This is a genomic window from Janthinobacterium sp. GW822-FHT07H10, from assembly GCF_058798675.1.
This window is the reverse complement of record NZ_JBXAKS010000001.1, coordinates 58,666-79,643: the sequence shown is the minus strand read 5'-3', so window position 1 is coordinate 79,643 and position 20,978 is coordinate 58,666. Positions and strand designations below refer to the sequence as shown.

Here is a 20,978-nt window from a genome sequence, read left to right as displayed (position 1 = left end):
TTATTCCGGTTGAATCAGCGGTTGAATCGTAATCAGCGCCGCCTCGAAGCGGCGCAGGGCGAACGTGGCATTGCCGACCTTGATGGCGAGCGGGTCGCCACCGGGAATGCCGCGCTTGAGCATGCGGATACGTTCGCCGGGAACGAATCCCAGCTCCATCAAGCGACGGGCAAGGTCGACGCCGTCCTCCGTCTGTCCTGCCGCGTGGGGCGTGATCTTCAACACGGTGCCGCTCTGGCCGACGGCCAGCGCGTCGAGCGTCATCAAGGGTGGAACTAGAGTCATGAGCAAATTCCGTTCAGATTAAGAACACCTGATACCAGCTGCCGCGCGTAGCGCCCTGCACTGGCTCAGGTTTGTAAGGCAAGGCGCAAGCTGTTGCGCATTACCGACAAGCGGCCTTTCCGTATGTTCAGACGGCGACCGTCCGAGACAATACCAGCATTATAAACATGAATGCGAATTGTTTTTATTTGGCCCGGAGAGCCGCCCCTGCCAAGGGCTGCGTCATTCGCGCAGACAGCCAATCAAGGCGCCGCGCCAAGTCGCCAAACGCCGCACGCTTGATCAAAATCGCTTGCATTGTCCTGCGCTTTGCGCGACAATGAAACGTAATGATAATGATTCTCATTAAATCACTAGCAATAATGCTTCACAGCACTAGTGTCTGTTCATCATCCAGCCAGAAGGTGTATCAATGATTGTATGTGTCTGCAACAACATATCTGATCGTGAAATCCGTCAAGCCGTCGATCTTGGCCTGTCCAGCATGGCCGAACTGCGCCGCGACCTCGGCGTGGCCACGTGCTGCGGCAAATGCCATACCTGTGCCCGCGAAGTGCTGAACGATCACCTGAGCGCCACCGTAGTGCTGCAAGAAACCGTATTGATGCGAGCTGTACTGACAAACTAAGAAAGTGATGAATGCCATGACGATGATGCCCCCGCCCATAACGGTGCAGGCCGTGGAACAATTTGCCGATTTCGACAAGAAACGCAGCAAATTCGCGCCGCTGATGGCCATCGTCGTCCTGCATGTCGCCGGTTTCTACGCGATCCAGAGCGGCCTGCTGAGCCGCGTCGTCACGGCAGCCATGCCAACCATCACCACCATCAGCATCATCGCCCCGCCGGCGCCGCCGAAGCCGCCGGCACCCTCCGTACCGAAGACCGTGGAACTGAGCGCCCCCGTGCCGCGCGCCATCATCCCGCCGCTGCCGCTGGTTGCCGTGGCGCCCACCGAACCGACGATCACGCCGCCGCAGCCAACGCGCGCCGAAGCGGCGCCCGTGGCCACCGCCGCGCCGACGGCGCCATCGACACCGGCGCCTTCGCCACCGGCCCCTTCCGCGCCGCGTACCGTCAGCAGCGTGGAATACATCAAGGCGCCGCAACTGATCTACCCGAACCTGTCGCGCCGCCTGGGCGAAAGCGGCACCGTCGTGCTGCGCATCCTGATCAATGAAAAGGGCTTGCCCGAGCAAATCCTGATCCACAAATCGACCGGCTACAGCAACCTCGATGAAGCGGGCCGCCAGGCCGCGCAGCGCGCGCTGTTCAAGCCGATGATCGAAAACGGCAAAGCCGTACCCGTGTACGTCCTCGTACCGCTGACCTTCCAGCTGAGCTAGCCCACGGCGGCCCCGCGCCGCTGCCAGCCCGCAAGCATCGCACCGAGTGCCTGCTTGCTTTTTTGCGCCCTGCTTTTTATACCGTTTTTAGTCAAGCGATTTGCTTGTTTCAGTCTGCCAGCCTACATCCCCGGGCCAGGCAGACTTTTTTTTGCCCATGCAAGGACGGCGCGCCCAGGCAACGCCGCCATGCGCGCTCGCGCTACATTTCCGCCCACATCCGCAGCAGGTTGTGATAGTGGCCCGTCAGCCCCACCGTCGCCGGCGAATCGCCGTGTTCTCCCCGCACGCTCTGGATATTCTGGTCGAGCTCGAACAGCATGCTGCGCTTCCAGTCCTCGCGCACCATGCTTTGCGTCCACAGGAACGAACAGATGCGCTCGCCGCTGGTGACGGGCAGCACTTGATGCACGCTGCTCGACGGATACACGATCACGTCGCCGGCCGGCAGTTTCACTTCATGCGTGCCATAGGCATCGACCACCACCAGCTCGCCGCCTTCGTATTCGTCCGGCTCGCTCAGGAACACGGTCGACGAGACGTCGGCGCGCATCGACTGCATGCCGTTTTTCGGCGTGCGGATGGCGCCGTCGATATGCAGGCCATAGTGTTCGCCGCCCGCATAGCTGTTGAAAAACGGCGGCAGGATGCGCAGCGGCAGCACGGCCGCAAAGAACAGCGGGTTGGCCATCAGGGCGCGGCTGACGATCTCGCCCAGTTCCAGCGCCAGCGGCGAGCCTTCGGCCAGCTGGCGGTTGCGCTTGACCTGCGCCCCTTGCGCGCCGACGCTGGCGCGCCCGTCGACCCAGTCCGTCTGCGCCAGGCGCTGGCGAAACTGCGTCACCTGTTCCGGCGTCAGCACGCCGGGTATATGCAACATCATCGTGCTATCCCTTTCGAAAAAATCGCTGCCTGATTATCGCACCGCCAGCGCGGCCCCAGAACAGCGAAAGGCAAGAAGCGCGCAAACATTTTCCCATCTTGTCACGTGGGCGCAGCGGATCGCCGAACATGCAAAAAAGACAGCATGAACGCGAATGAGAATGGCCTTCATTTGCCTTAGCAAATAAAAAACGGAAAAGTGTGGCAATCCACTTGAGAATGGGTTTTATTCGCACGATATTTACGTTAAAAAGACGGAAAAACGCCGTTTTGCAGCAGAAATCGCTGACATTTTGCGCTATCATGCGGGCATAGCGAGACCGGCAACATGCGCGCCACCAGGCAGCCCTGCGCCACCCGGCAGTGGCCGCCAGCAGCCTCCGGTTTCATCATCGAACGCAACACAGAACAAAGGAAATCCCATGAAGGGCGATAAAGAAGTCATCCGCTTGCTCAACGCACAGCTCACCAACGAACTGTCCGCCATCAACCAGTACTTCCTGCATGCGCGCATGTACAAGCACTGGGGCCTGGAAAAGCTGGGCAAGAAGGAATACGAAGAATCGATCGGCGAAATGAAACACGCCGACAAGCTGATCGACCGCATCCTGATGCTCGACGGCCTGCCTAACCTGCAAGCGCTGCACAAGCTGCTGATCGGCGAGAACACGCCGGAAATGCTGGAATGCGACTTGAAACTGGAGCGCGCCGCGCACGCCACCGTCAAGGAAGGCATCGCCACCTGCGAAAAAGCCGGCGACTACGTCTCGCGCGACCTGTTCCTGATGATCCTGGAAGACACGGAAGAGCATATCGACTGGCTGGAAACGCAGATCGACCTGATCGCCAAGGTCGGCATCCAGAACTACCTGCAGAGCCAGATGGCCACCGAAGAGTGATAACACCTGGCAAAACCTACTGCGCGTCGGCATAGGCGGCCTGCGATGCTCACCGTACGAAAGTACGGTTGCGCTTCTCGGCCACCTCTTCCTTCCGCTCGCTACGGTTTTGCCAGGCGTCGCAATCTCTGTGGTGAAATAAAAAAACCGGCAATTGCCGGTTTTTTTACGTCCGAGCCTTTACTGCGGCACGGTGTCCTTGAACGATTGCCGCTCGGACAATTTGTCGAACAGGCGCGCCAGCGCGGGGTGATCCGTACGCCAGTCGATTTCCGGGAAACGGAAGCTGAGCCAGCCCAGCGCGCAGCCCACGGCCACGTCGGCCAGCGTGTAGTTGCGGCCGGCGCAATAGGCGCTCTCGCCCAGGCGCGCCTCCAGCGCCGCCAGGCCCAGGGTGATCTTGGCAAGCTGGCGTTCGATCCAGGCCGCGCTTTGCTGTTCGGGCGGGCGCTGCGTGCGCTCCAGGCGCACCAGCACGCCCGCGTCGAGGATGCCGTCAGCCAGCGCTTCCCAATTCTTGATGTCGGCCCGCTCGCGGCCATTGCCGCCGGCAGGCAGCAGCTTGCACACGGGCGTGAGCGTATCGAGGTATTCGACGATGACGCGCGAATCGATCAGCGCGCTGCCGTCTTCCATCACCAGGCAAGGCACCTTGCCCAGCGGATTGGCCTGGGCGATGCGCGTTTCCGGCACCCAGACGTTCTCCAGCTCGAAGACATAGTCGAGCTTTTTTTCCGCCAGCACGATACGGGCTTTGCGGACATACGGGCTGGCGAGGGAACCGATGAGTTTCATAGACACTTTATGGTAAAGGAGCAGCAGCCAGTATAGCATCGGCGGCAGCGGCATTTGGCAGCGCGCGCCCCGCGCGCTCCACGGTGTGGCAGGCACGCCGCATCGGCGCCCGATTCTGCGGAAATGGGGGCCGCCAGCGGCCGACGGACGGCTGGCAACGCGCCAGCGGTGGTAAAATCGCCCTTTACTGTGGCGCCGTCAGTGTTGCTGTATTGAAATAGCCCTGCCCTCCCCGCGCGCCACACGCCAACCGTTTCTTTTAACTTGCGTCCGCTCTCATGACTTCTACTACTCCGTATTCCACGCTGTCGGCCCTGTCTCCGCTCGACGGCCGCTACGCCAGCAAGACCGATCTGCTGCGCCCGATCCTGTCCGAAGCCGGTTTCATGCACCACCGCGTGAAAGTGGAAATCTCCTGGCTGCAAGCGCTGTCGCAAGCCGGTTTCGCCGAGATCCAACCGTTCTCGCCAGCGGCCAACGCCCTGCTCGAGAAGATGGCCACCGAGTTCTCGGAAGCCGACGCAGCCCGCATCAAGGCCATCGAAGCGGTCACCAACCATGACGTCAAGGCCGTCGAATACTGGCTGAAGGAACAGGTCGCGGACGTGCCGGAACTGGTGGCGGCGTCGGAATTCATCCATTTCGCCTGCACCTCGGAAGACATCAACAACACCTCGCACGGCATGATGCTGAAAGCGGCCCGCGACGGCGTGATGCTGCCGGCACTGAACGGCCTGGTAGCCAAGCTGACGCAGATCGCGCACGACAATGCCGACGTGCCGATGCTGTCGCGCACGCACGGCCAGACGGCCAGCCCGACCACCCTGGGCAAGGAATTCGCCAACGTCGTGGCCCGTCTGCAGCGCGCCGTCAAGCGCATCGCGCAAGTGGAAATCCTCGGCAAGATGAATGGCGCCGTCGGCAACTACAACGCCCACCTGTCGGCCTATCCGAACTTCGACTGGCCGGCGTTCTCGCAAGCCGTCATCGAACAGCGCCTGGGCCTGGTATTCAACCCGTACACCATCCAGATCGAGCCGCACGACTACATGGCCGAACTGTTCGACGCCTTCGCGCGCGCCAACACCATCCTGCTCGACTTGAACCGCGACATCTGGACGTACGTCTCGCTGGGCTACTTCAAGCAGAAACTGAAAGCGGGCGAAATCGGCTCGTCGACCATGCCGCACAAGGTCAACCCGATCGACTTCGAAAACTCGGAAGGCAACCTGGGCCTGGCCAACGCCGTCCTGAAGCACCTGTCGGAAAAATTGCCCGTCTCGCGCATGCAGCGCGACCTGACCGATTCGACCGTGCTGCGCAACATCGGCGTGGGCCTCGGTTACACCTTGCTCGCGTATGACAGCTGCCTGCGCGGCCTGAACAAGCTGGAAGTGAACCATGCGCGCCTGGCACAAGACCTGGACGCGACGTGGGAAGTGCTGGCCGAGCCCGTACAAACCGTGATGCGCCGCTACGGCATCGAAAATCCGTACGAGCAATTGAAAGAATTGACGCGCGGCAAAGGCATCTCGAAAGAAGCGCTGCAAACCTTCGTCAACGGCCTGGCCATCCCGCAAGATGCCAAGGACGTGCTGCTGACCATGACGCCGGCGAACTACATCGGTATCGCCGCGCAGCTGGCCAAGGCCATCTAAGCAGTTTCCACATCGGGATCAGGCAGATCCCCTCCTGCGGGGCGGCCAGCACAAAATGCTGGCCGCCCCGCGGTTTTTCCGGCAGTCTTTCTTGTAGAATCTCCAGCACGCAGCGCAATTTGCTTTTCTTTGGTATATTAGGCCGAATTAGTCCTAACACGTACTACTTTCAAGAAAGCCGTCGATGCAACGCTACACCACCACCGCCATCATCCTGCACTGGCTGACCGCCCTGCTGATCATCAGCGCCTTTGTCATGGGCCTGGTCATGGTCGACATTCCCGGCCTGACGCCCACCAAGCTCAAATATTTCTCGTGGCATAAGTGGCTGGGCGTGACCGTGCTGGCCATCGCCGCCATTCGCTTGCTGTGGCGCAAGGCCAATGTGCCGCCGCCGCACCCGGCCAGCATGGTCGCCTGGCAAAAGAAGGCGGCCGACGCCATGCACGTGCTGCTGTACATCCTGATCTTCGCCGTGCCCGTTTCCGGCTACCTGTACACCTTGGCCGCCGGCGTGCCGGTAGTCTACCTGGGCCTGTTCCAGCTGCCCGTCATCATGGCGCCGAACCTCGAACTTAAGCCGCTTTTAAAAGAGATTCATTATGTTCTGAACATGACCATGGCCGCCGCCGTGGCCGCCCATGTGCTGGCGGCGCTCAAGCACCAGTTCATCGACCGCGACGGCGTGCTTAAACGCATGCTGCCTTGACGTCCACTTCCCCTTGCTCACTGAAACTCCAGGAAAAATAAGATGAAAAACACCCAACGCATCGTCCTCGCTTCACTGCTGGGCCTGTCCGTGGCCGCCACCGCCGCCACCCTGCTGAAAGTCGATCCCGCCAAGACCAGCGTATCGGCCGTCTTCAAGCAAATGAATGTGCCAGTGGAAGCGAAATTCAAGAAATTCAATATCGCCATCGATTACAACCCGGCGACGCCGGACGCCTCGAAAGCGTCGGTGGAAATCGACACGGCCAGCATCGATATCGGCGATCCGGAATACAACAAGGAAGTGGCCAAGAAAGAATGGTTCAACTCGGCCCAGTTCCCGAAAGCCACGTTTGTCTCGAGCAGCATCAAGGCGGCCGGCGCGGGCAAGCTGACGGTTACCGGCAAGCTGAACATCAAGGGCAAGGCCACCGACGTGACCTTCCCCCTGACGGTGAAAGCCGACGGCGGCAAGTACACGTTCGACGGCGCCCTGCCGATCAAGCGCCTGACCTACAACATCGGCGAAGGCGAGTGGAAAGACACGAGCATGGTTGCCGACGAGGTCACCATCAAATTCCACGTCGCGGCACAGTAAGGCCCGGGAAAACGTCCATGGCGTTGCTCTTGCCTGGCCGTCCGTTCATGCGGCCTGCGGCAAGGCGCCTGGTCCTGAACGTTTTTCAGGCCTTACCAAGCACACCCCTACCACCTGTTCAACTATAGGATCTGCATGAAATTTTCGCACTTGATGATCGCCGTGCTGGCAGCCGCCGGCGCCGGTTCGGCCATGGCCGCCACCGACACCTACAACCTCGACCCGACGCATACCTTCCCCAGCTTTGAAGCCGATCACATGGGCATGTCCGTCTGGCGTGGCAAGTTCAACAAGACCAAGGGTAGCGTCACCCTGGACCGCGCCGCCAAGACGGGCAGCCTGGACCTGGTGATCGACGCCGATTCGATCGACTTCGGCCTCGACGCCATGAACACGCACGCGAAAAAAGCGGACATGTTCAACGTCGAAAAATTCCCGGAAATCAGCTACAAGAGCAAATCGTTCAAGTTCAATGGCGAACAGCTGGTGGAAGTCGACGGCGAGCTGACCCTGCTGGGCGTGACCAAGCCCGTCAAGCTGAACGTGAGCAAGTTCAAGTGCATCATGCACCCGCGCTACAAGCGTGAAGTGTGCGGCGCCGATGCCAGCGCGGAATTCAAGCGCAGCGACTTTGGCCTGAACTACGGCATGCCGGCGTTCTCGCCGGAAGTCAAACTGGCGATTCAGGTGGAAGCCATCAAGGCCGACTAACGGTCCGCTCCACTCGCCTTGCCGCATGACAAGCCCGCCTCGCTGCCCGCAGCCAGGCGGGCTTTTGCATGCGCAGCGCGAATCCGCTGGACTTTTCTATCGTGCGGCATCAGTATCAGCTGTCATGATGTTTTTCTGATATGGCAAACCACTCATCCATCGCGCGGAGGATTACATGAATTTCATTATCTGGATCGTTATTGGCGGCGTCATCGGCTGGCTGGCCAGCATGGTCATGAAAACCGATGCGCAACAGGGCATCTTCCTCAATATCGTGGTCGGCATCGTCGGCGCCTTCCTCGGCGGCTGGCTGCTGGCGCCGCTGTTTGGCACGGGTACCATCAATAGCGACAATTTCAGCCTGTCTGCGCTGCTCGTCTCGTTCCTGGGCGCCGTGATCCTGCTGGGCATCGTCAATCTTTTACGTCGTGGAAAAATCCGCTGAGTCCTGACTCGCCGTTCTTCTCGGGATGGCCGGGCCGCGCAAGCGCCCGGCCATTTTTATTGCTGCCAGGACAATTGTATGGACAATACCACAGTCGCGGCACGAGAAAATGCGCGCTGGCGGCCCGTTTTCACCCATGGCGCACTGGAAACTGTGGTAACTCTGCCATATATGTCGACCATGCCTTGCGGAAAATGTGATTGACTAGTGCGAGTTCGATACGGATACTCTATATCGCCCGCTGAGAAAAACACTGGGTACGCACGCTGATTCCGACTTCCCACCATGTAAAAGACAAGAACTCGAATGAAAAAATCTCTAATCGCGCTCGCCATCCTGAGCAACTTCGCACACGCCGATGAAGGCATGTGGATGCCCCAACAGCTGCCACAAGTAGCCAAGGAATTGAAAGCGGCCGGATTGAAACTCGATCCGACCACCCTGACCAAGCTGACCGAATTCCCGATGGGCGCCATCGTCAGCCTGGGCGGTTGCTCGGCCTCGTTTGTTTCGCCGCAAGGCCTGGTTGCCACCAACCACCATTGCGTCTACAACAGCGTGGCGGTCAATTCGACCAAAGAGCGCGATTTGCTGGCCAACGGTTTCCTGGCCAAGACCTTCGCTGAAGAATTGCCGGCCGCCCCAGGCAGCCGCATCTTCGTCACCTCGGCCGTGACCAACGTCAGCGACAAGATCATCACGGCGGACGTGGCCAAGCTGCAAGGCAAGGCACGCATCGACGCCATCGAGAAAAACCAGAAAAAACTGGTGGCCGAATGCGAAAAAGAAGCGGGCTTCCGCTGCACCGTGTCGAGCTACTACGGCGGCCTGGAGTTCTACCTGATCAAGCAACTGGAAATCCGCGACGTGCGCCTGGTGCACGCGCCGCCAGCCGGCGTGGGCAAGTTCGGCGGCGACACCGACAACTGGATGTGGCCGCGCCACACGGGCGACTACGGTTTCTACCGCGCCTACGTCAGCAAGGACGGCAAAGCTGCCGACTTCAGCAAGGACAACGTGCCGTACCAGCCAAAACACGTGCTGAAACTGGCCAAGGATGGCTTGAAAGAAGGCGATTTCGTGATGGCGCTGGGCTACCCTGGCCGCACCAACCGTCACCGCCTGCCATCGGAAGTGGCGTTCACGTTTGACTGGAATTACCCGGCCTTCGTGAAAGCGTCGGGCGAAACCCTGGCCATCATCGCGCGCGAAACCAAGGACAACAAGGATGTGGCCCTGAAATACGCGGGTCAGGTCGCTGGCGTGAACAATTACTACAAGAACCGCCAAGGCATGCTGGACTCGTACGCCGGCAGCGACTTCCTGGCGCGCAAGACGACGGAACACGAAGCCCTGAAAACCTGGGTCAACGCCAATCCTGCCCGCAAGGCGGAATTTGCCGGTGACATCGAGCAAGTGGAAAAGCTGATCGCCGAGCGCGATGCCGATACCAAGCGCGATTTCTTCCTCGGTTACGCACAGCCACGCCTGCTGAACACGGCACGCAGCCTGTACCGCCTGTCGAACGAAAGCACCAAGGCCGATACGGAACGCAAGTCCGGCTACCAGACGCGCGACTTGCCGCGCCTGTCGTCGGGCATCACGTCGGTCGAGCGCACCTACGATGAAAAAGTCGACAAGGCGCTGGTACTGAACAGCCTGACCAAGTACGCCGCGCAACCGGCAGCACAGCGCCGCGCCAGCTTCGACGCCGCCATCGGCATCAAGGATGGCATGTCGCAAGCCGACCTGGCCGCCGCCCTGGACAAACTGTATGCCGGCAGCAAGCTGGCCGACAAGGAAGAGCGCGCAGCATGGCTGAAACGCACGCCGGCTGAATTCCAGGCCAGCAAGGACAGCTTCATCCAGGCCGCCGTCGCCATGTATCCGGATTCGCTGAAAAATGAAGCGGAAGAAGAAGAACTGGCAGGCAAGATCCAGCAGGCGTACGCCAACTACATGAAAGCCAAGATCGCCTTCATGAAGAGCAAGGGCCAAGCCGTCTATCCTGACGCCAACAGCACCCTGCGCGTGACCTTCGGCAAAGTGGCTGGCCGCGACCATGGCGCCGATGGCACCACCTGGACCGCATTCACCACCGTCAATGGCGTCGTCGCCAAAGCCACGGGCGAAGGCGAGTTCAATGCACCAGCGAAACAACTGGCCGCGATCAAAGCCAAGGACTTCGGTAAATTCGTCGATCCGAAGCTGAAAACCGTGCCGGTCGACTACCTGGCGACCCTGGACATCACCGGCGGCAACTCCGGTTCGGCAGCCCTGAACTCGAAAGGCGAATTCATCGGCCTGGCATTCGACGGCACGCTGGACTCGATCATCTCCGATTGGGACTACAACAAGGCCAACACCCGTTCGATCCAGGTCGACCTGCGCTACATGCTGTGGAACATGAAACACATCGACCACGCAGACAACCTGCTGAAAGAAATGGGCGCCGAGTAATTGCCTGACAACAAAAACTAACAAGCCCGGCAACGGGCGCGTTTCACCTGAGCCACTCCCCCGGGAGTGGCTTTTTTTCGCCTAGCGTTTTACCTTGGAAAACCGGTAGGGCACGGCTTGCTCCGCGCCAAACACCTGCACGCGACTACTTCCCAATGGCAACATCACGCGCCGGCCCTCCTGCAGCAGCAAGGCCAGGTCGGCGCCGGGAAAGCGCTGCGCCAGTTGCGCATGCTCTGGCGGGGCGAGCGCATGGGCGGGAATGACGATGCGGTAATCGCCGTCGCCGAAGTCGAGCAGCAGGGCCGGCGCCTCATCCGACCCTGGCCCCGGCAGCGCCGTGATGCGCAAGCGCGTAGCCCCCTTGACGAGCTCGAACGCCGTCCACACGGGCAAGTCGCGCGCCACACGCCCGGCCTGCGCGCGCGGCGCCCGCTGTCCGCTGGCCGACGCCAGGCGCACGTCGGCCCGCGCATCGGCTGCGGCGTCATCGACGGCCAGCAGCCAGCCACGGTAACGTATCAGCGCGCCCTGCCCCAGCGCCGTGACGGAACCGCCGTCGGGCACCGGCACGGATGCGGCCGGCAAACGCAGCGGCGCCGCCTGCGTAGCCAGGCTGATGCACAACACCATCGCCGCTGCCAGCCTCTTGCACATGCCGCCTCCGCTTGCGTGTATGCGCTATTCATAACACAAGTTGGGCCCAGGGCCGCTGCGGCGCATCAAGGCCGGAGCGCCGGTGCTACAATTGACAACCCGGCGGCGTGCTTACCCAGCGCGCTTTTCCTGCCCCTCCCAGACTCAGACCGCTATGCCATCAGACTTGCGCACGACCTACGAACTCGGTAACCACAACCAGACCACGACCTGGCTGGAATGCATCACTTTCTACAAAGATCTCGCCGCACGCTATCCGCACGTGCTGCGCTTCGAACAGATCGGCTTGTCCGATTCGGGCGTGCCCATCCACGCTGGCGTCGTCAGCGCCGATGGCGTCTTTGACCGCGAGCAAATCAAGCGCGAAGGCCGCACCGTCTTTTTCAACAACAACGGCATCCACCCGGGCGAACCGGAAGGCATCGACGCCTGCATGGCCATCGTGCGCGACCTGTGCACGCAACCGGAACGCCTGGCGGCGCTGGGCAGGACGGTCTTGCTGTTCATTCCGATCTACAACGTCGATGGCAGCCTGAACCGTGCCAACACCTCGCGCGTGAACCAGGATGGCCCGGAGCAATTCGGTTTCCGCGGCAATAGCCGCCACCTGGACTTGAACCGCGATTTCATCAAGTGCGACAGCCTGAACGCGCAAGTGTTCAACCGCCTGCTGACAAGCTGGGACCCGGACGTGATGGTCGACACGCACACGTCGAACGGCGCCGACTATCCGTACACGATGACCCTGATCCACACGCAGACGGATAAGCTGGGCAATGGCCTGGGCCCCTTCCTGCAAGACACCATGCTGCCGCACATCTTTGCGCAGATGGAAGGCGCCGGCTGGCCCACCTGTCCTTACGTGAATCCCGTCAAGGACAGCCCGGACCACGGCATCGCCGAATTCCTCGAAGTACCGCGTTTTTCGACGGGTTTTGCGGCCCTGCATCATGTCATCGGTTTCATGCCGGAAACGCATATGCTCAAGCCCTTTGCCGACCGCTACGCCTCCATGCGCGCCCTGCTCGACATCACCATGGCATTTACGGTCAAACACGGCGAACAGATCAAACAACTGCGCGCCCAGGCCAAGGCGGCCGGCCGCACGCAGGCCGCCTGGCCCGTCAGCTGGAAGATGAACGAAGAGCAGCCGTCGACCTTCCCCTTCAAGGGCTACGCGGCCAAGTACACGGCGAGCGTGCTGGGCGACTACCAGCGCCTGTCGTATGACCGCTCGCAGCCGTGGGAACGCGATATCGCCTATTACAACCGTTTCGATGCGGATGTGACCATCGCCGCGCTGAAAGCCTATGTGGTGCCGCAAGCCTGGCGCGAAGTCATCGAACGCCTGCGCTGGAATGGCGTCGAAATGTCACGCATCACCACCGAACAGACGGTAACGGCGCGCTATTACCACATCGCCTCCGTCGGCACGCGCGCCACGGCCTATGAGGGGCATATGTTCCACGACACGGTCGAAGTCGAAGCGCGCACGGGTCAGTTCACGCTGCAAGCGGGCGACTACGTGGTGACCCTGGACCAGGACAATGCCCGCTACGCCGTGGAAACCCTGGAGCCGCAGGCGCACGACAGCTTCTTCCGCTGGGGTTTCTTCAACAGCGTGCTGGAGAAAAAAGAAGCGTTTTCCAATTATGTGTTCGAAGACATGGCATCCGAGCTGCTGCGCGACGAGCCGGTGCTGGCCGCCAAGTTTGCCGACTGGAAAGCAGCCAACCCGGCCTTGCTGAGCGATCAGGAAGCCGTGCTCGATTTCATCTTCGCCAACTGCCAGCGCTTCGCCGAGCCGGAATGGCGACGCTATCCAGTGATCGCCCTGATGTAAATCCGGGCTGTAGCGAATGCAATATCCTGGCGCCGCATCGGAGACCCCGGTGCGGCGCCTCTTTCTGTGCTCTACCCACAAGGTACACCCATGCACTACGCATTGAACCTGCGCACCTTTATTTACAGTCATTATTTTTACCTGGGCTTGCGCGTGGCCATCGGCCTGGTCGGCCTGACCTTGCTGACCCTGGAAATCAGCGACAGCACGACCGCCATGACAGTGTGCATCGGCGCCCTGTGCACGACCTTGATGGACATGCCCAGTCCGCTGCGCCACAAGTTCAACGAGATGCTGGCCTCGGTCCTGCTGTGCAGCGCCGTCACCCTGTTGATCAGCTTGTGCGGCCCCGTGCAGTGGCTGTTGATGACGGTGCTGGTACTGGTCAGTTTCCTTGCCAGCATGATGGTGGTGTACGGCAAGAAATCCATGCCCTTGCAGCTGGCGGCCCTGTTCATCATGACCATGTCGATGGAGCATCAGATGACATGGCAGCAATCGTTCCACCATGCGGGCCTGTTCATGCTGGGGGGATTGATCTATCTGGCCTACGCCATGGCCATCGCCTGGGTTCTGCGCCACCGCATCAAGCAGCAAGTGCTGGCCGAAGCCCTGTTCGAACTGGCCGCCTATATCGACATCAAGGCCGATTTCTACGACACGCGCTTCAACCTGACGGAGCAGTTCAACAAGCTGGTGCGCCATCAAAGCATCCTGGCCGACCGCCAGCAAGCGTCGCGCGACTTGATTCTCCGCAGCCACAAAAACAGCAAGGATGCGATCGTCGTGCAGGTGCACGTGTGCATGCTCGATCTATATGAGCTGATCCTGTCCACGCACACCGATTACGCGCTGCTGCGCCATCACCTGGCCGACTCCGACGTCTTGAAATCCTTGCGCGACCTGGCCTACAAGGCGGCGCGCGACATCGAGTCCGTCGCGTATGCCGTCACGCGCAAGCGCGCCTCGTATGCGCAGATCAGCTACGACAAGGAATGGGCCGACATCGAGGCCGAGATTGCCCGCCTGCAAGCGAAGGGAGAAAACGCCCAGGAAGCGCTGGCGACCCTGCGCGCACAGCGCAACAAGATTCGCGCCATCCTGAAGATGATCGGCGAGCTGCACCTGGCCACGCAAAAGGTCTATGCCGACGTGCCGTTCTGGAGCGGCGCGGACATGGCGCCGTTTTTGTCGCAGCAAAAATACGAACTGAAGACCCTGCTGGCCAACCTGCGCCTGGACTCGCCCGTCTTCCGCTTCGCCCTGCGCGTGTCGATGGCCATTTCCGTGGGATTGCTGATCGGCCACTGGCTGCCGTACGCGGCGCACAGTTACTGGATCGTGCTCACCATCGTCATCATCCTGCGGCCTACCTTCAGCATGACGCGCCAGCGCCGCGCCGACCGCATCATCGGCACCATCATCGGCTGCGTGATCACCGCCATCGTGATCCGCTTCGTGCACAGCAATATCGTGCTGATGGCCATCCTGTTCCTGTCCATCGTGGCCACGCCCACCTTCATTTACTTGCGCTACCGCTACACGGCCATCGCCGTCAGCCTGATGATCTTGCTGCAAATGCATCTGGTGGCGCCCAGCAACCCGAACCTCGTCAGCGAGCGCCTGATCGACACCCTGATCGGCGCGGCGGTGGCCACCGTGTTCAGCTTCGTGCTGGCCAACTGGGAATACCAGAGCCTGCCAAGGCTGGTGCGCCAGGTGCTCAACGTTAACCTGAGCTATATGCAAACCAGCTTCGAGCTCCTGCAAGGCAAATGTTTCGATGACTTCGCCTACCGCATCGAGCGCAAGCGCCTGATGGACAGCCTGGCCGCGCTCAGCTCGGCGCTGGTGCGCATGCTCGACGAACCAGCCAGCAAGCAGCGGGCCGTGGAAGACATCAACCTGTTCATCGTGCAAAACTACCTGCTGGTCGCCCACGTGGCGGCGCTGCGCTCCATCCTGGGACGCCATGCCAGCCAGCTGCCTGTCGCGCCCGTCAACGCCTTGCTCAGCCACAGCCATACGCAAGTGTGTCTGACCCTGTCGCGCGCGCTCGACCAGCTCGACGACAAGGCCGCCATCAGCGCGCCGCTGGCCGCGCCGCCCGCGCCGCCCGTCAGCGACGTGGCCTGGTCGGGCTGGCCGCTGGTGCAGCGCCGCATCCGCCTGTTGCAGGCCGATGCGGACAAGATCGTGATACATAGCGCGGCGATCGTGCATATCGTGGCGCCGCGCTAGGCCGCGGGAATTTACTTCAGATACCGCTCGAACCAGCCGATGGTGCGCTTCTGCAAGTCGCGCTGGTTTTCCGGCTTGCGGAAGGAATGGCCTTCGCCATCGTAGATGAACAGGCTGGACGGCACGCCCATGGCGCGCAGGCCGTGCCAGAATTCCAGCGACTGGGCGGCCGGCGTTTCCACGTCGCGCTCGCCCACATAGATCAGGGTCGGCGTCTTCGCCGCCTTGATCGATTCGATGGGCGAGGCACGGCGGTAGACGTCCGGCTTGTCATACGCGGAAGCGCCGAAAAACGGGATCATCCACTGATTGATGCCGTTCTGGCCGTAATAGCTGATCCAGTTCGACACGCCCGCGCCGGCCACGGCCGCCTTGAAACGGTCGCTGTGCGTGACGCCCCACATGGTCATGAAGCCGCCATACGAATGGCCTATCAGGCCCAGGCGCTGGCCATCGACGGGCGCCACTTTTTGCACCGCATCGATGCCGGCCAGGATGTCGCGCCAGTCGCCGCCGCCAAAGTCCGCCATGTTGGCGCGCGTAAAGGCCTGGCCCTGGCCAAAGCTGCCGCGCGGGTTGGGCAGGAAGACAAAGTAGCCTTTCTGCGTCAATTCCTGAATCACGGTGGCCGCTTCCACGTAGCGGGGCGAGGCGGCCGCGCCGGGTCCGCCATGCACATTGACGATCATTGGATACTGCTTGCCCGCTTCCGTCTTCAACGGCCCCAGCAGCCAACCTTGCACCTGGTATTGCTCATTCGTCCAGCCCACGTTTTGCACGCTCACCTGCGGCGCAAACTGGTCATTGGCTTGTGTAATCTTTTTCAGCTGCCCGACCGGCCCGGCCACCAGGTGGCTGGCGTGCGTAAAGTCTTCCTGTGCGGCGGCGGCCTGCTGGCCGTCGGCGCTGAACGACAAACGGCCATCGGCCGCGCTGCTGCTGAGTTCGCCGAGCAACACAGGCTGGGCGGGGCCATTTTGCGCATCGACAGGCACCAGTGCCAGCTGCGAGTCGATCAGGGCCGTCGCCAGCAAGCCCGCGCCGCGCCAGACGACGCCGTTGAAGGTGCCGCGGTAATCAGGCGTGAGGTTGCGCGGCGTGCCGCCGGCCAGCGGCACGGTGTAGAGATCGCCGCCGATGGAGCCGAAATCGCTCATCAGGCCGCCGATGAAGACCACCGTCTTGCCGTCCGGCGAGACCGAAGGCAGGTTCAGCTGCATGGCCGGCGCGGCGATCACGCGCAAGGCGCCCGTGCCCGCATCAATATGGCTGAGTTTGGCGACCCACCAGTTGCTGTCGCCATTGCCTTGCGCGCTGCTGGCAACGAAGCCGCGGCCATCGGGCGTCCAGTTGTATTCATACACATAGGTGTCGGCCGGCGACAGCAACCGCAGCTCGCCGCCGCTGGCCGCCACCACGGCGATGCGCTGGGCATCGTCTTCGCTGCCCACTTCGCCCACCTGGCGCGCGCCCGCTTCCACGGCGCCGGCCAGCTTGCGCGCGCCCACTGTGGCCAGCAAGGCCACCTGCTTGCCATCGGGCGACCAGCGCGCCGTGCTGGCCACGCCTTTGATGCTCGTCAATACCTTGGCTTGCGCCTGTGTCATCGTGGCCAGGTACAGATGCGCCATGCCCGCTTTGGCGTCATAACCGACGAACGCCAGCTGACGGCCATCGGGCGACCAGCTGGGCTTGTCGTAAGAACACACGGCGCAGGGGTCGAACTCTTGCACGATGGCGCCGTTGGCGGCGTCGCGCACGACGATGGCCGCATGCGGGCGCTGCGGCTGGGCGCCAGCCTTGCTCGATTCGATGGCGACGATGCGCTGGCCATTGCCCGACAGGGCCACGGCGCGATAGTCGCGCAAGGCCGGGGCCGCGCCCGATTTCACCGCGGGGGCTGCTTGTACCGTCACGCCAAGGAACATGCTTGCCAGCAGGCCATAGCTGGCCAGATCAGTTATTTTCATCATGTAATTTCCGGTTAGAAATAAAAAAAACCGCCGGCAAGCGCGGCGGTTTCGAGTCAACAACACAGCATCATTTGGCCTGCTTTCCCAGGTGCGAATGCCGCACGCTGTACAGGAAATAAATAGCCACCGTGACGGCCATCCACACGCTGAACACGACAAACGTCGTATGCGGCAAGTCCCGCATGATGTACAGGCAAGCCATCACGCTCAAGCCGGGAATCACATACGGACCGAACGGCACGCTGAAACCTTCGATGCGGTTCGCGCCCTGCTTGTGGCGCAGCACGGGCACAGCGATCGACACCACCATGAAGGCCGTCAGGGTGCCGATGCTGACCATGTCCCACAGATAGGTCGCGTCCACCGTGCCGGCCACCACGGCCACCACCAGGCAGACGATGATGGTATTGCTGACCGGCACCAGGGTACGCGGGTGGATTTTCTGAAACGATTTCGGAATCAGGCCATCGCGGCTGACGGCAAACAGGATGCGCGTCTGGCCATAGATGGTCACCAGGGTCACGCTGAAGACAGAAATGACGGCGCCGGCCGACAGCACCAGCGCCGGCCAGGTCTTGCCCGTGACGTTTTGCAGAATCACCGCCAGGCCCGCTTCCTGGCCTTCGAACAGTTTCGCCTGCTGCGCACCAAGGGCGGCCACGGCCACCAGCAGATAAAACACGGTGACGATCAGCAGGGCGCCAAGGATGCCGCGCGGCACATTGCGCGTGGGATTTTTTACCTCGTCGCCCGCCGTCGCCACCGTATCGAGGCCGATGAACGAGAAGAAGACGGTGCCGGCGGCGGCCGTCACGCCCGTCATGCCGGCAAAGCCCTTGCTGTTGTCGGAATTGAAGAAGGGGAAGAAGTTGTCGGCATTAAAACCGGAAAACGCGATGACGATGAAGAACACGAGGATCGCCAGCTTGATGATGACCATGATGGCATTCATCAGGGCCGATTCCTTGGCGCCGCGCAGCAGCAGGAAGCCGCACATGCAGATCAGGAAGATGGGCGGCAGGTTGATGTGGCCGGCATGAAATTCCATGCCATGCGGGCCGGAAACAATCATCGGCGTGCGCAGCATTTCCGGAATATGCCAGCCGAAGGCATTTTCCAGGAAGTTATTCAGATAGGACGACCAGCCGATGGCTACGGCGCTGCCCGCCAACCCGTATTCGAGCAACAGGCAGGCGGCCATGATGAAGGCAAGAAACTCGCCCACGGTGGCATAGGCGAACGAATACGAGGAACCGGAGGCAGGAATGCGGAACGACAGCTCCGCATAGCACAGGGCCGTCAGGCCGGCCGTGATGGCGGCGATCAGGAACGACAGGATGACTGACGGGCCCGCCTTAGGGACGGCCTCGACCATGGTAAAGAAAATGCCCGTGCCGATGGTGGCGCCGACGCCGATCATGGTGAGGGAAAACAGGCCGATGGATCGGCTCAAGCCGCTGCTGCTGAGGCCCTCACCATACTCGACCGTGGTATCGATCGGCTTGGTGCGGCAAAGTTTCTGGACCAGGGTTTGGCTCACTAGCATTCCTTTATGAGGCATGCACTTACACACCGAGCAAAACCTGCTGCGCGTCGTGATTCGCGGCCGGCGATGCTCGCCGTGCATTCGCACAGCTACGCTTCTTGGCCACAACTCATCCCGCTCGCTACGGTTTTGCTAGATGTTGTTAGGAACATGACGGGTAAAAACACTTAAAAACGGCGCTCCGGCCCTACCTGGCAAAAAACCGGAAAGATCGCGTCCATTTTCAAAACTAAGCGATTATAGGGCTTTCATCGGCTCAGCTAAACAGAAGTTTGATGCAAGGAAACAACGCCAGGCGTGCGCCGCAAAACGCGCGCTGGCGCTAGGAGAGCAGGGAGTTGCCAATATGAAAGAAAAAGCGCGCCGCTGCAGGAGCAGGGGCGCGCTGTCGGTTCAGCTCAGCCGAGCCGGATTATTTCTTGCCCTGCGGCGCATCGGCCGGTGGCCAGCCCGCTTCGTAGCCTTGCGGCACGTCGTCGCGGCGGTCTTTCGGCGCCAGGCCCAGCACGTAGTACAGCACCGTCAGCAGGATCAGCCAGGCCGGTCCGACCATCAGGGCGATGCGCGTATCGGGGAAATACGCCATCAAACCGATCACCAGCGCCAGGAAGGCCAGCGAAATCCAGGAACCGTATGGCGCGAACGGCATGCGGAAGGCCAGGTTCTTGATTTCCAGCGGCGTCAAGGTCTTGCGGAACTGAATCTGCGTGACCAGGATCACGCCCCAGGTCCAGACGGCGCCGAAGGTGGAGATCGAGGTGACCCAGATAAACACTTTTTCCGGCACCAGGTAGTTCAGCAGCACGCCCAGCAGCAGCGCGAAGACGGACACCAGGATGGCGCGGCGCGGCACGCCGCTCGAGGTGGTTTCCGCAAACGCTTTCGGCGCCTGGCCTTGCAGCGCCAGGTTGTACAGCATGCGGCCCGTGCTGAAGATACCGCCATTGCACGACGATAAGGCTGCCGTCAGCACGACGAAGTTGATGATGCCGGCCGCCGTCTTGATACCCAGGCGTTCGAACGTCATCACGAACGGGCTGCCCGTGGTGCCGATTTCATTCCATGGATAGATCGACAGGATGACGAACAGCGCGCCGACATAGAAAATCAGGATGCGCCAGAACACCGAATTGATGGCGTCCGGGATCGATTTCTTCGGGTTGGCCGCTTCGCCGGCCGTCAGGCCGATCATTTCCACGCCCAGGTAGGCAAACATCACCATCTGCAATGACATCAGCACGCCTTGCGCGCCATTCGGGAAGAAGCCGCCATGCGTCCACAGGTTGGAAATGCCGATGGCCACGCCGTCGTTGCCGAAACCGAAGATGATCATGCCGGCGCCGCCGATGATCATCATGATGATGGTGACCACCTTGATCAGGGCGAACCAGAATTCGAATTCGCCGTAGGCTTTCACGGCCAGCAGGTTGATCGCGCCCATGGAACCCAGCGCCGCCAGGGCCCAGATCCAGCGCGGCGTGTCGGGGAACCAGATGCCCATGTAGATGGCGACTGCGGTAATTTCCGCCACGCAAGTGACCAGCCACAGGAACCAGTAGTTCCAGCCCGTCAGGTAGCCTTGCAGCGGGCCCAGGTAATCCTGGGCATAGCGGCTGAACGAGCCGGCCACCGGATTGTGCACGGCCATTTCGCCCAGCGCGCGCATGATCATGAAGATGACCGCGCCACCGATAATATACGACAGCATGATGCCGGGACCGGCCATCTTGATGGCGTTGCCGGAACCCAGAAACAGGCCCACGCCAATCGCCGCACCCAGCGCCATCAGGCGTATCTGCCGCTCGCCCAGGCCGCGGTGCAAGCCTTGTTCACTCGTTTTCATTACGTGTCTCCGTTTTTTTCTTGAATACACCGATCCCTCCACCCCAATGGCGGTTCCGCTCTTGCTGGAAAGGAGGAAAGGGCGAGCC

General features: G+C 61.2%; 18 protein-coding genes. 11 read left to right on the top strand and 7 right to left on the bottom strand.

The annotated features are described in order from the left end of the window. Positions 1-285 carry a FeoA family protein gene (locus AC1RDJ_RS00345; protein ID WP_071321711.1) on the bottom strand — a complete coding sequence of 95 codons (285 nt, stop codon included), beginning with the start codon at positions 283-285 and terminating at the stop codon, positions 1-3. 412 nt (positions 286-697) lie between these two features. Here AC1RDJ_RS00345 and AC1RDJ_RS00340 point away from each other — a divergent pair, with 412 nt between their 5' ends. Next, positions 698-913 (top strand): (2Fe-2S)-binding protein, encoded by a 216-nt coding sequence (locus AC1RDJ_RS00340; RefSeq protein WP_071075208.1) that lies wholly within the window; start codon positions 698-700, stop codon positions 911-913. 16 nt (positions 914-929) lie between these two features. Next, the gene (locus AC1RDJ_RS00335; protein WP_071321709.1) at positions 930-1,631 is read left to right on the top strand and encodes an energy transducer TonB; all 702 of its coding nucleotides are present in this window, start codon (positions 930-932) and stop codon (positions 1,629-1,631) included. A 202-nt stretch (positions 1,632-1,833) separates the two neighbouring features. Here the strand turns inward: AC1RDJ_RS00335 and AC1RDJ_RS00330 are convergent, their stop codons facing one another. Continuing rightward, entirely contained in the window at positions 1,834-2,514 is a 681-nt protein-coding gene (locus AC1RDJ_RS00330) for a Fe2+-dependent dioxygenase (protein ID WP_071321708.1), read from the bottom strand. 421 nt (positions 2,515-2,935) lie between these two features. Between AC1RDJ_RS00330 and bfr the strand changes: the two genes are divergently transcribed. Further along, a complete protein-coding gene (gene bfr / locus AC1RDJ_RS00325; RefSeq protein WP_071321707.1) occupies positions 2,936-3,412 on the top strand; it encodes a bacterioferritin in 477 nt (158 codons plus the stop codon). A 180-nt stretch (positions 3,413-3,592) separates the two neighbouring features. Here the strand turns inward: bfr and AC1RDJ_RS00320 are convergent, their stop codons facing one another. Then, on the bottom strand, positions 3,593-4,207 hold the full coding sequence (locus AC1RDJ_RS00320) for a glutathione S-transferase N-terminal domain-containing protein (protein WP_071326164.1): 615 nt from the start codon (positions 4,205-4,207) through the stop codon (positions 3,593-3,595). Between the two features lie 278 nt (positions 4,208-4,485). Here AC1RDJ_RS00320 and purB point away from each other — a divergent pair, with 278 nt between their 5' ends. The 6 genes from purB to AC1RDJ_RS00290 all read left to right on the top strand — a co-directional run bounded on the left by purB (position 4,486) and on the right by AC1RDJ_RS00290 (position 10,787). Next, the gene (purB, locus tag AC1RDJ_RS00315) at positions 4,486-5,865 is read left to right on the top strand and encodes an adenylosuccinate lyase (RefSeq protein ID WP_071321706.1); all 1,380 of its coding nucleotides are present in this window, start codon (positions 4,486-4,488) and stop codon (positions 5,863-5,865) included. Between the two features lie 184 nt (positions 5,866-6,049). Next, complete coding sequence (locus AC1RDJ_RS00310; protein ID WP_493026194.1) at positions 6,050-6,574, top strand: cytochrome b; 525 nt, start codon at positions 6,050-6,052, stop codon at positions 6,572-6,574. A gap of 42 nt (positions 6,575-6,616) precedes the next feature. Beyond that, on the top strand, positions 6,617-7,171 hold the full coding sequence (locus tag AC1RDJ_RS00305; RefSeq protein WP_071321705.1) for a YceI family protein: 555 nt from the start codon (positions 6,617-6,619) through the stop codon (positions 7,169-7,171). A gap of 135 nt (positions 7,172-7,306) precedes the next feature. Further along, positions 7,307-7,882 carry a YceI family protein gene (locus AC1RDJ_RS00300; RefSeq protein WP_071321704.1) on the top strand — a complete coding sequence of 192 codons (576 nt, stop codon included), beginning with the start codon at positions 7,307-7,309 and terminating at the stop codon, positions 7,880-7,882. A 175-nt stretch (positions 7,883-8,057) separates the two neighbouring features. After that, positions 8,058-8,327: a GlsB/YeaQ/YmgE family stress response membrane protein gene (locus tag AC1RDJ_RS00295; RefSeq protein ID WP_071321703.1), complete on the top strand. Its 270-nt coding sequence runs from the start codon at positions 8,058-8,060 to the stop codon at positions 8,325-8,327. A gap of 306 nt (positions 8,328-8,633) precedes the next feature. Further along, positions 8,634-10,787 (top strand): S46 family peptidase, encoded by a 2,154-nt coding sequence (locus AC1RDJ_RS00290; RefSeq protein ID WP_493026193.1) that lies wholly within the window; start codon positions 8,634-8,636, stop codon positions 10,785-10,787. Between the two features lie 81 nt (positions 10,788-10,868). Here the strand turns inward: AC1RDJ_RS00290 and AC1RDJ_RS00285 are convergent, their stop codons facing one another. Further along, on the bottom strand, positions 10,869-11,444 hold the full coding sequence (locus AC1RDJ_RS00285) for a hypothetical protein (protein ID WP_493026192.1): 576 nt from the start codon (positions 11,442-11,444) through the stop codon (positions 10,869-10,871). A gap of 154 nt (positions 11,445-11,598) precedes the next feature. Here AC1RDJ_RS00285 and AC1RDJ_RS00280 point away from each other — a divergent pair, with 154 nt between their 5' ends. Then, a complete protein-coding gene (locus AC1RDJ_RS00280; protein ID WP_493026191.1) occupies positions 11,599-13,287 on the top strand; it encodes a M14 family zinc carboxypeptidase in 1,689 nt (562 codons plus the stop codon). A gap of 90 nt (positions 13,288-13,377) precedes the next feature. After that, a complete protein-coding gene (locus AC1RDJ_RS00275; protein WP_493026190.1) occupies positions 13,378-15,528 on the top strand; it encodes an FUSC family protein in 2,151 nt (716 codons plus the stop codon). 11 nt (positions 15,529-15,539) lie between these two features. On the opposite strand, the gene AC1RDJ_RS00270 is transcribed toward AC1RDJ_RS00275, so the two are convergent. The 3 genes from AC1RDJ_RS00270 to AC1RDJ_RS00260 all read right to left on the bottom strand — a co-directional run bounded on the left by AC1RDJ_RS00270 (position 15,540) and on the right by AC1RDJ_RS00260 (position 20,890). Next, positions 15,540-17,501 carry a S9 family peptidase gene (locus tag AC1RDJ_RS00270; RefSeq protein ID WP_493026189.1) on the bottom strand — a complete coding sequence of 654 codons (1,962 nt, stop codon included), beginning with the start codon at positions 17,499-17,501 and terminating at the stop codon, positions 15,540-15,542. Between the two features lie 67 nt (positions 17,502-17,568). Next, positions 17,569-19,041 (bottom strand): amino acid permease, encoded by a 1,473-nt coding sequence (locus tag AC1RDJ_RS00265; protein ID WP_289884425.1) that lies wholly within the window; start codon positions 19,039-19,041, stop codon positions 17,569-17,571. A 418-nt stretch (positions 19,042-19,459) separates the two neighbouring features. After that, the gene (locus AC1RDJ_RS00260) at positions 19,460-20,890 is read right to left on the bottom strand and encodes an amino acid permease (RefSeq protein WP_071321697.1); all 1,431 of its coding nucleotides are present in this window, start codon (positions 20,888-20,890) and stop codon (positions 19,460-19,462) included. Between the last annotated feature and the right edge of the window lie 88 nt (positions 20,891-20,978).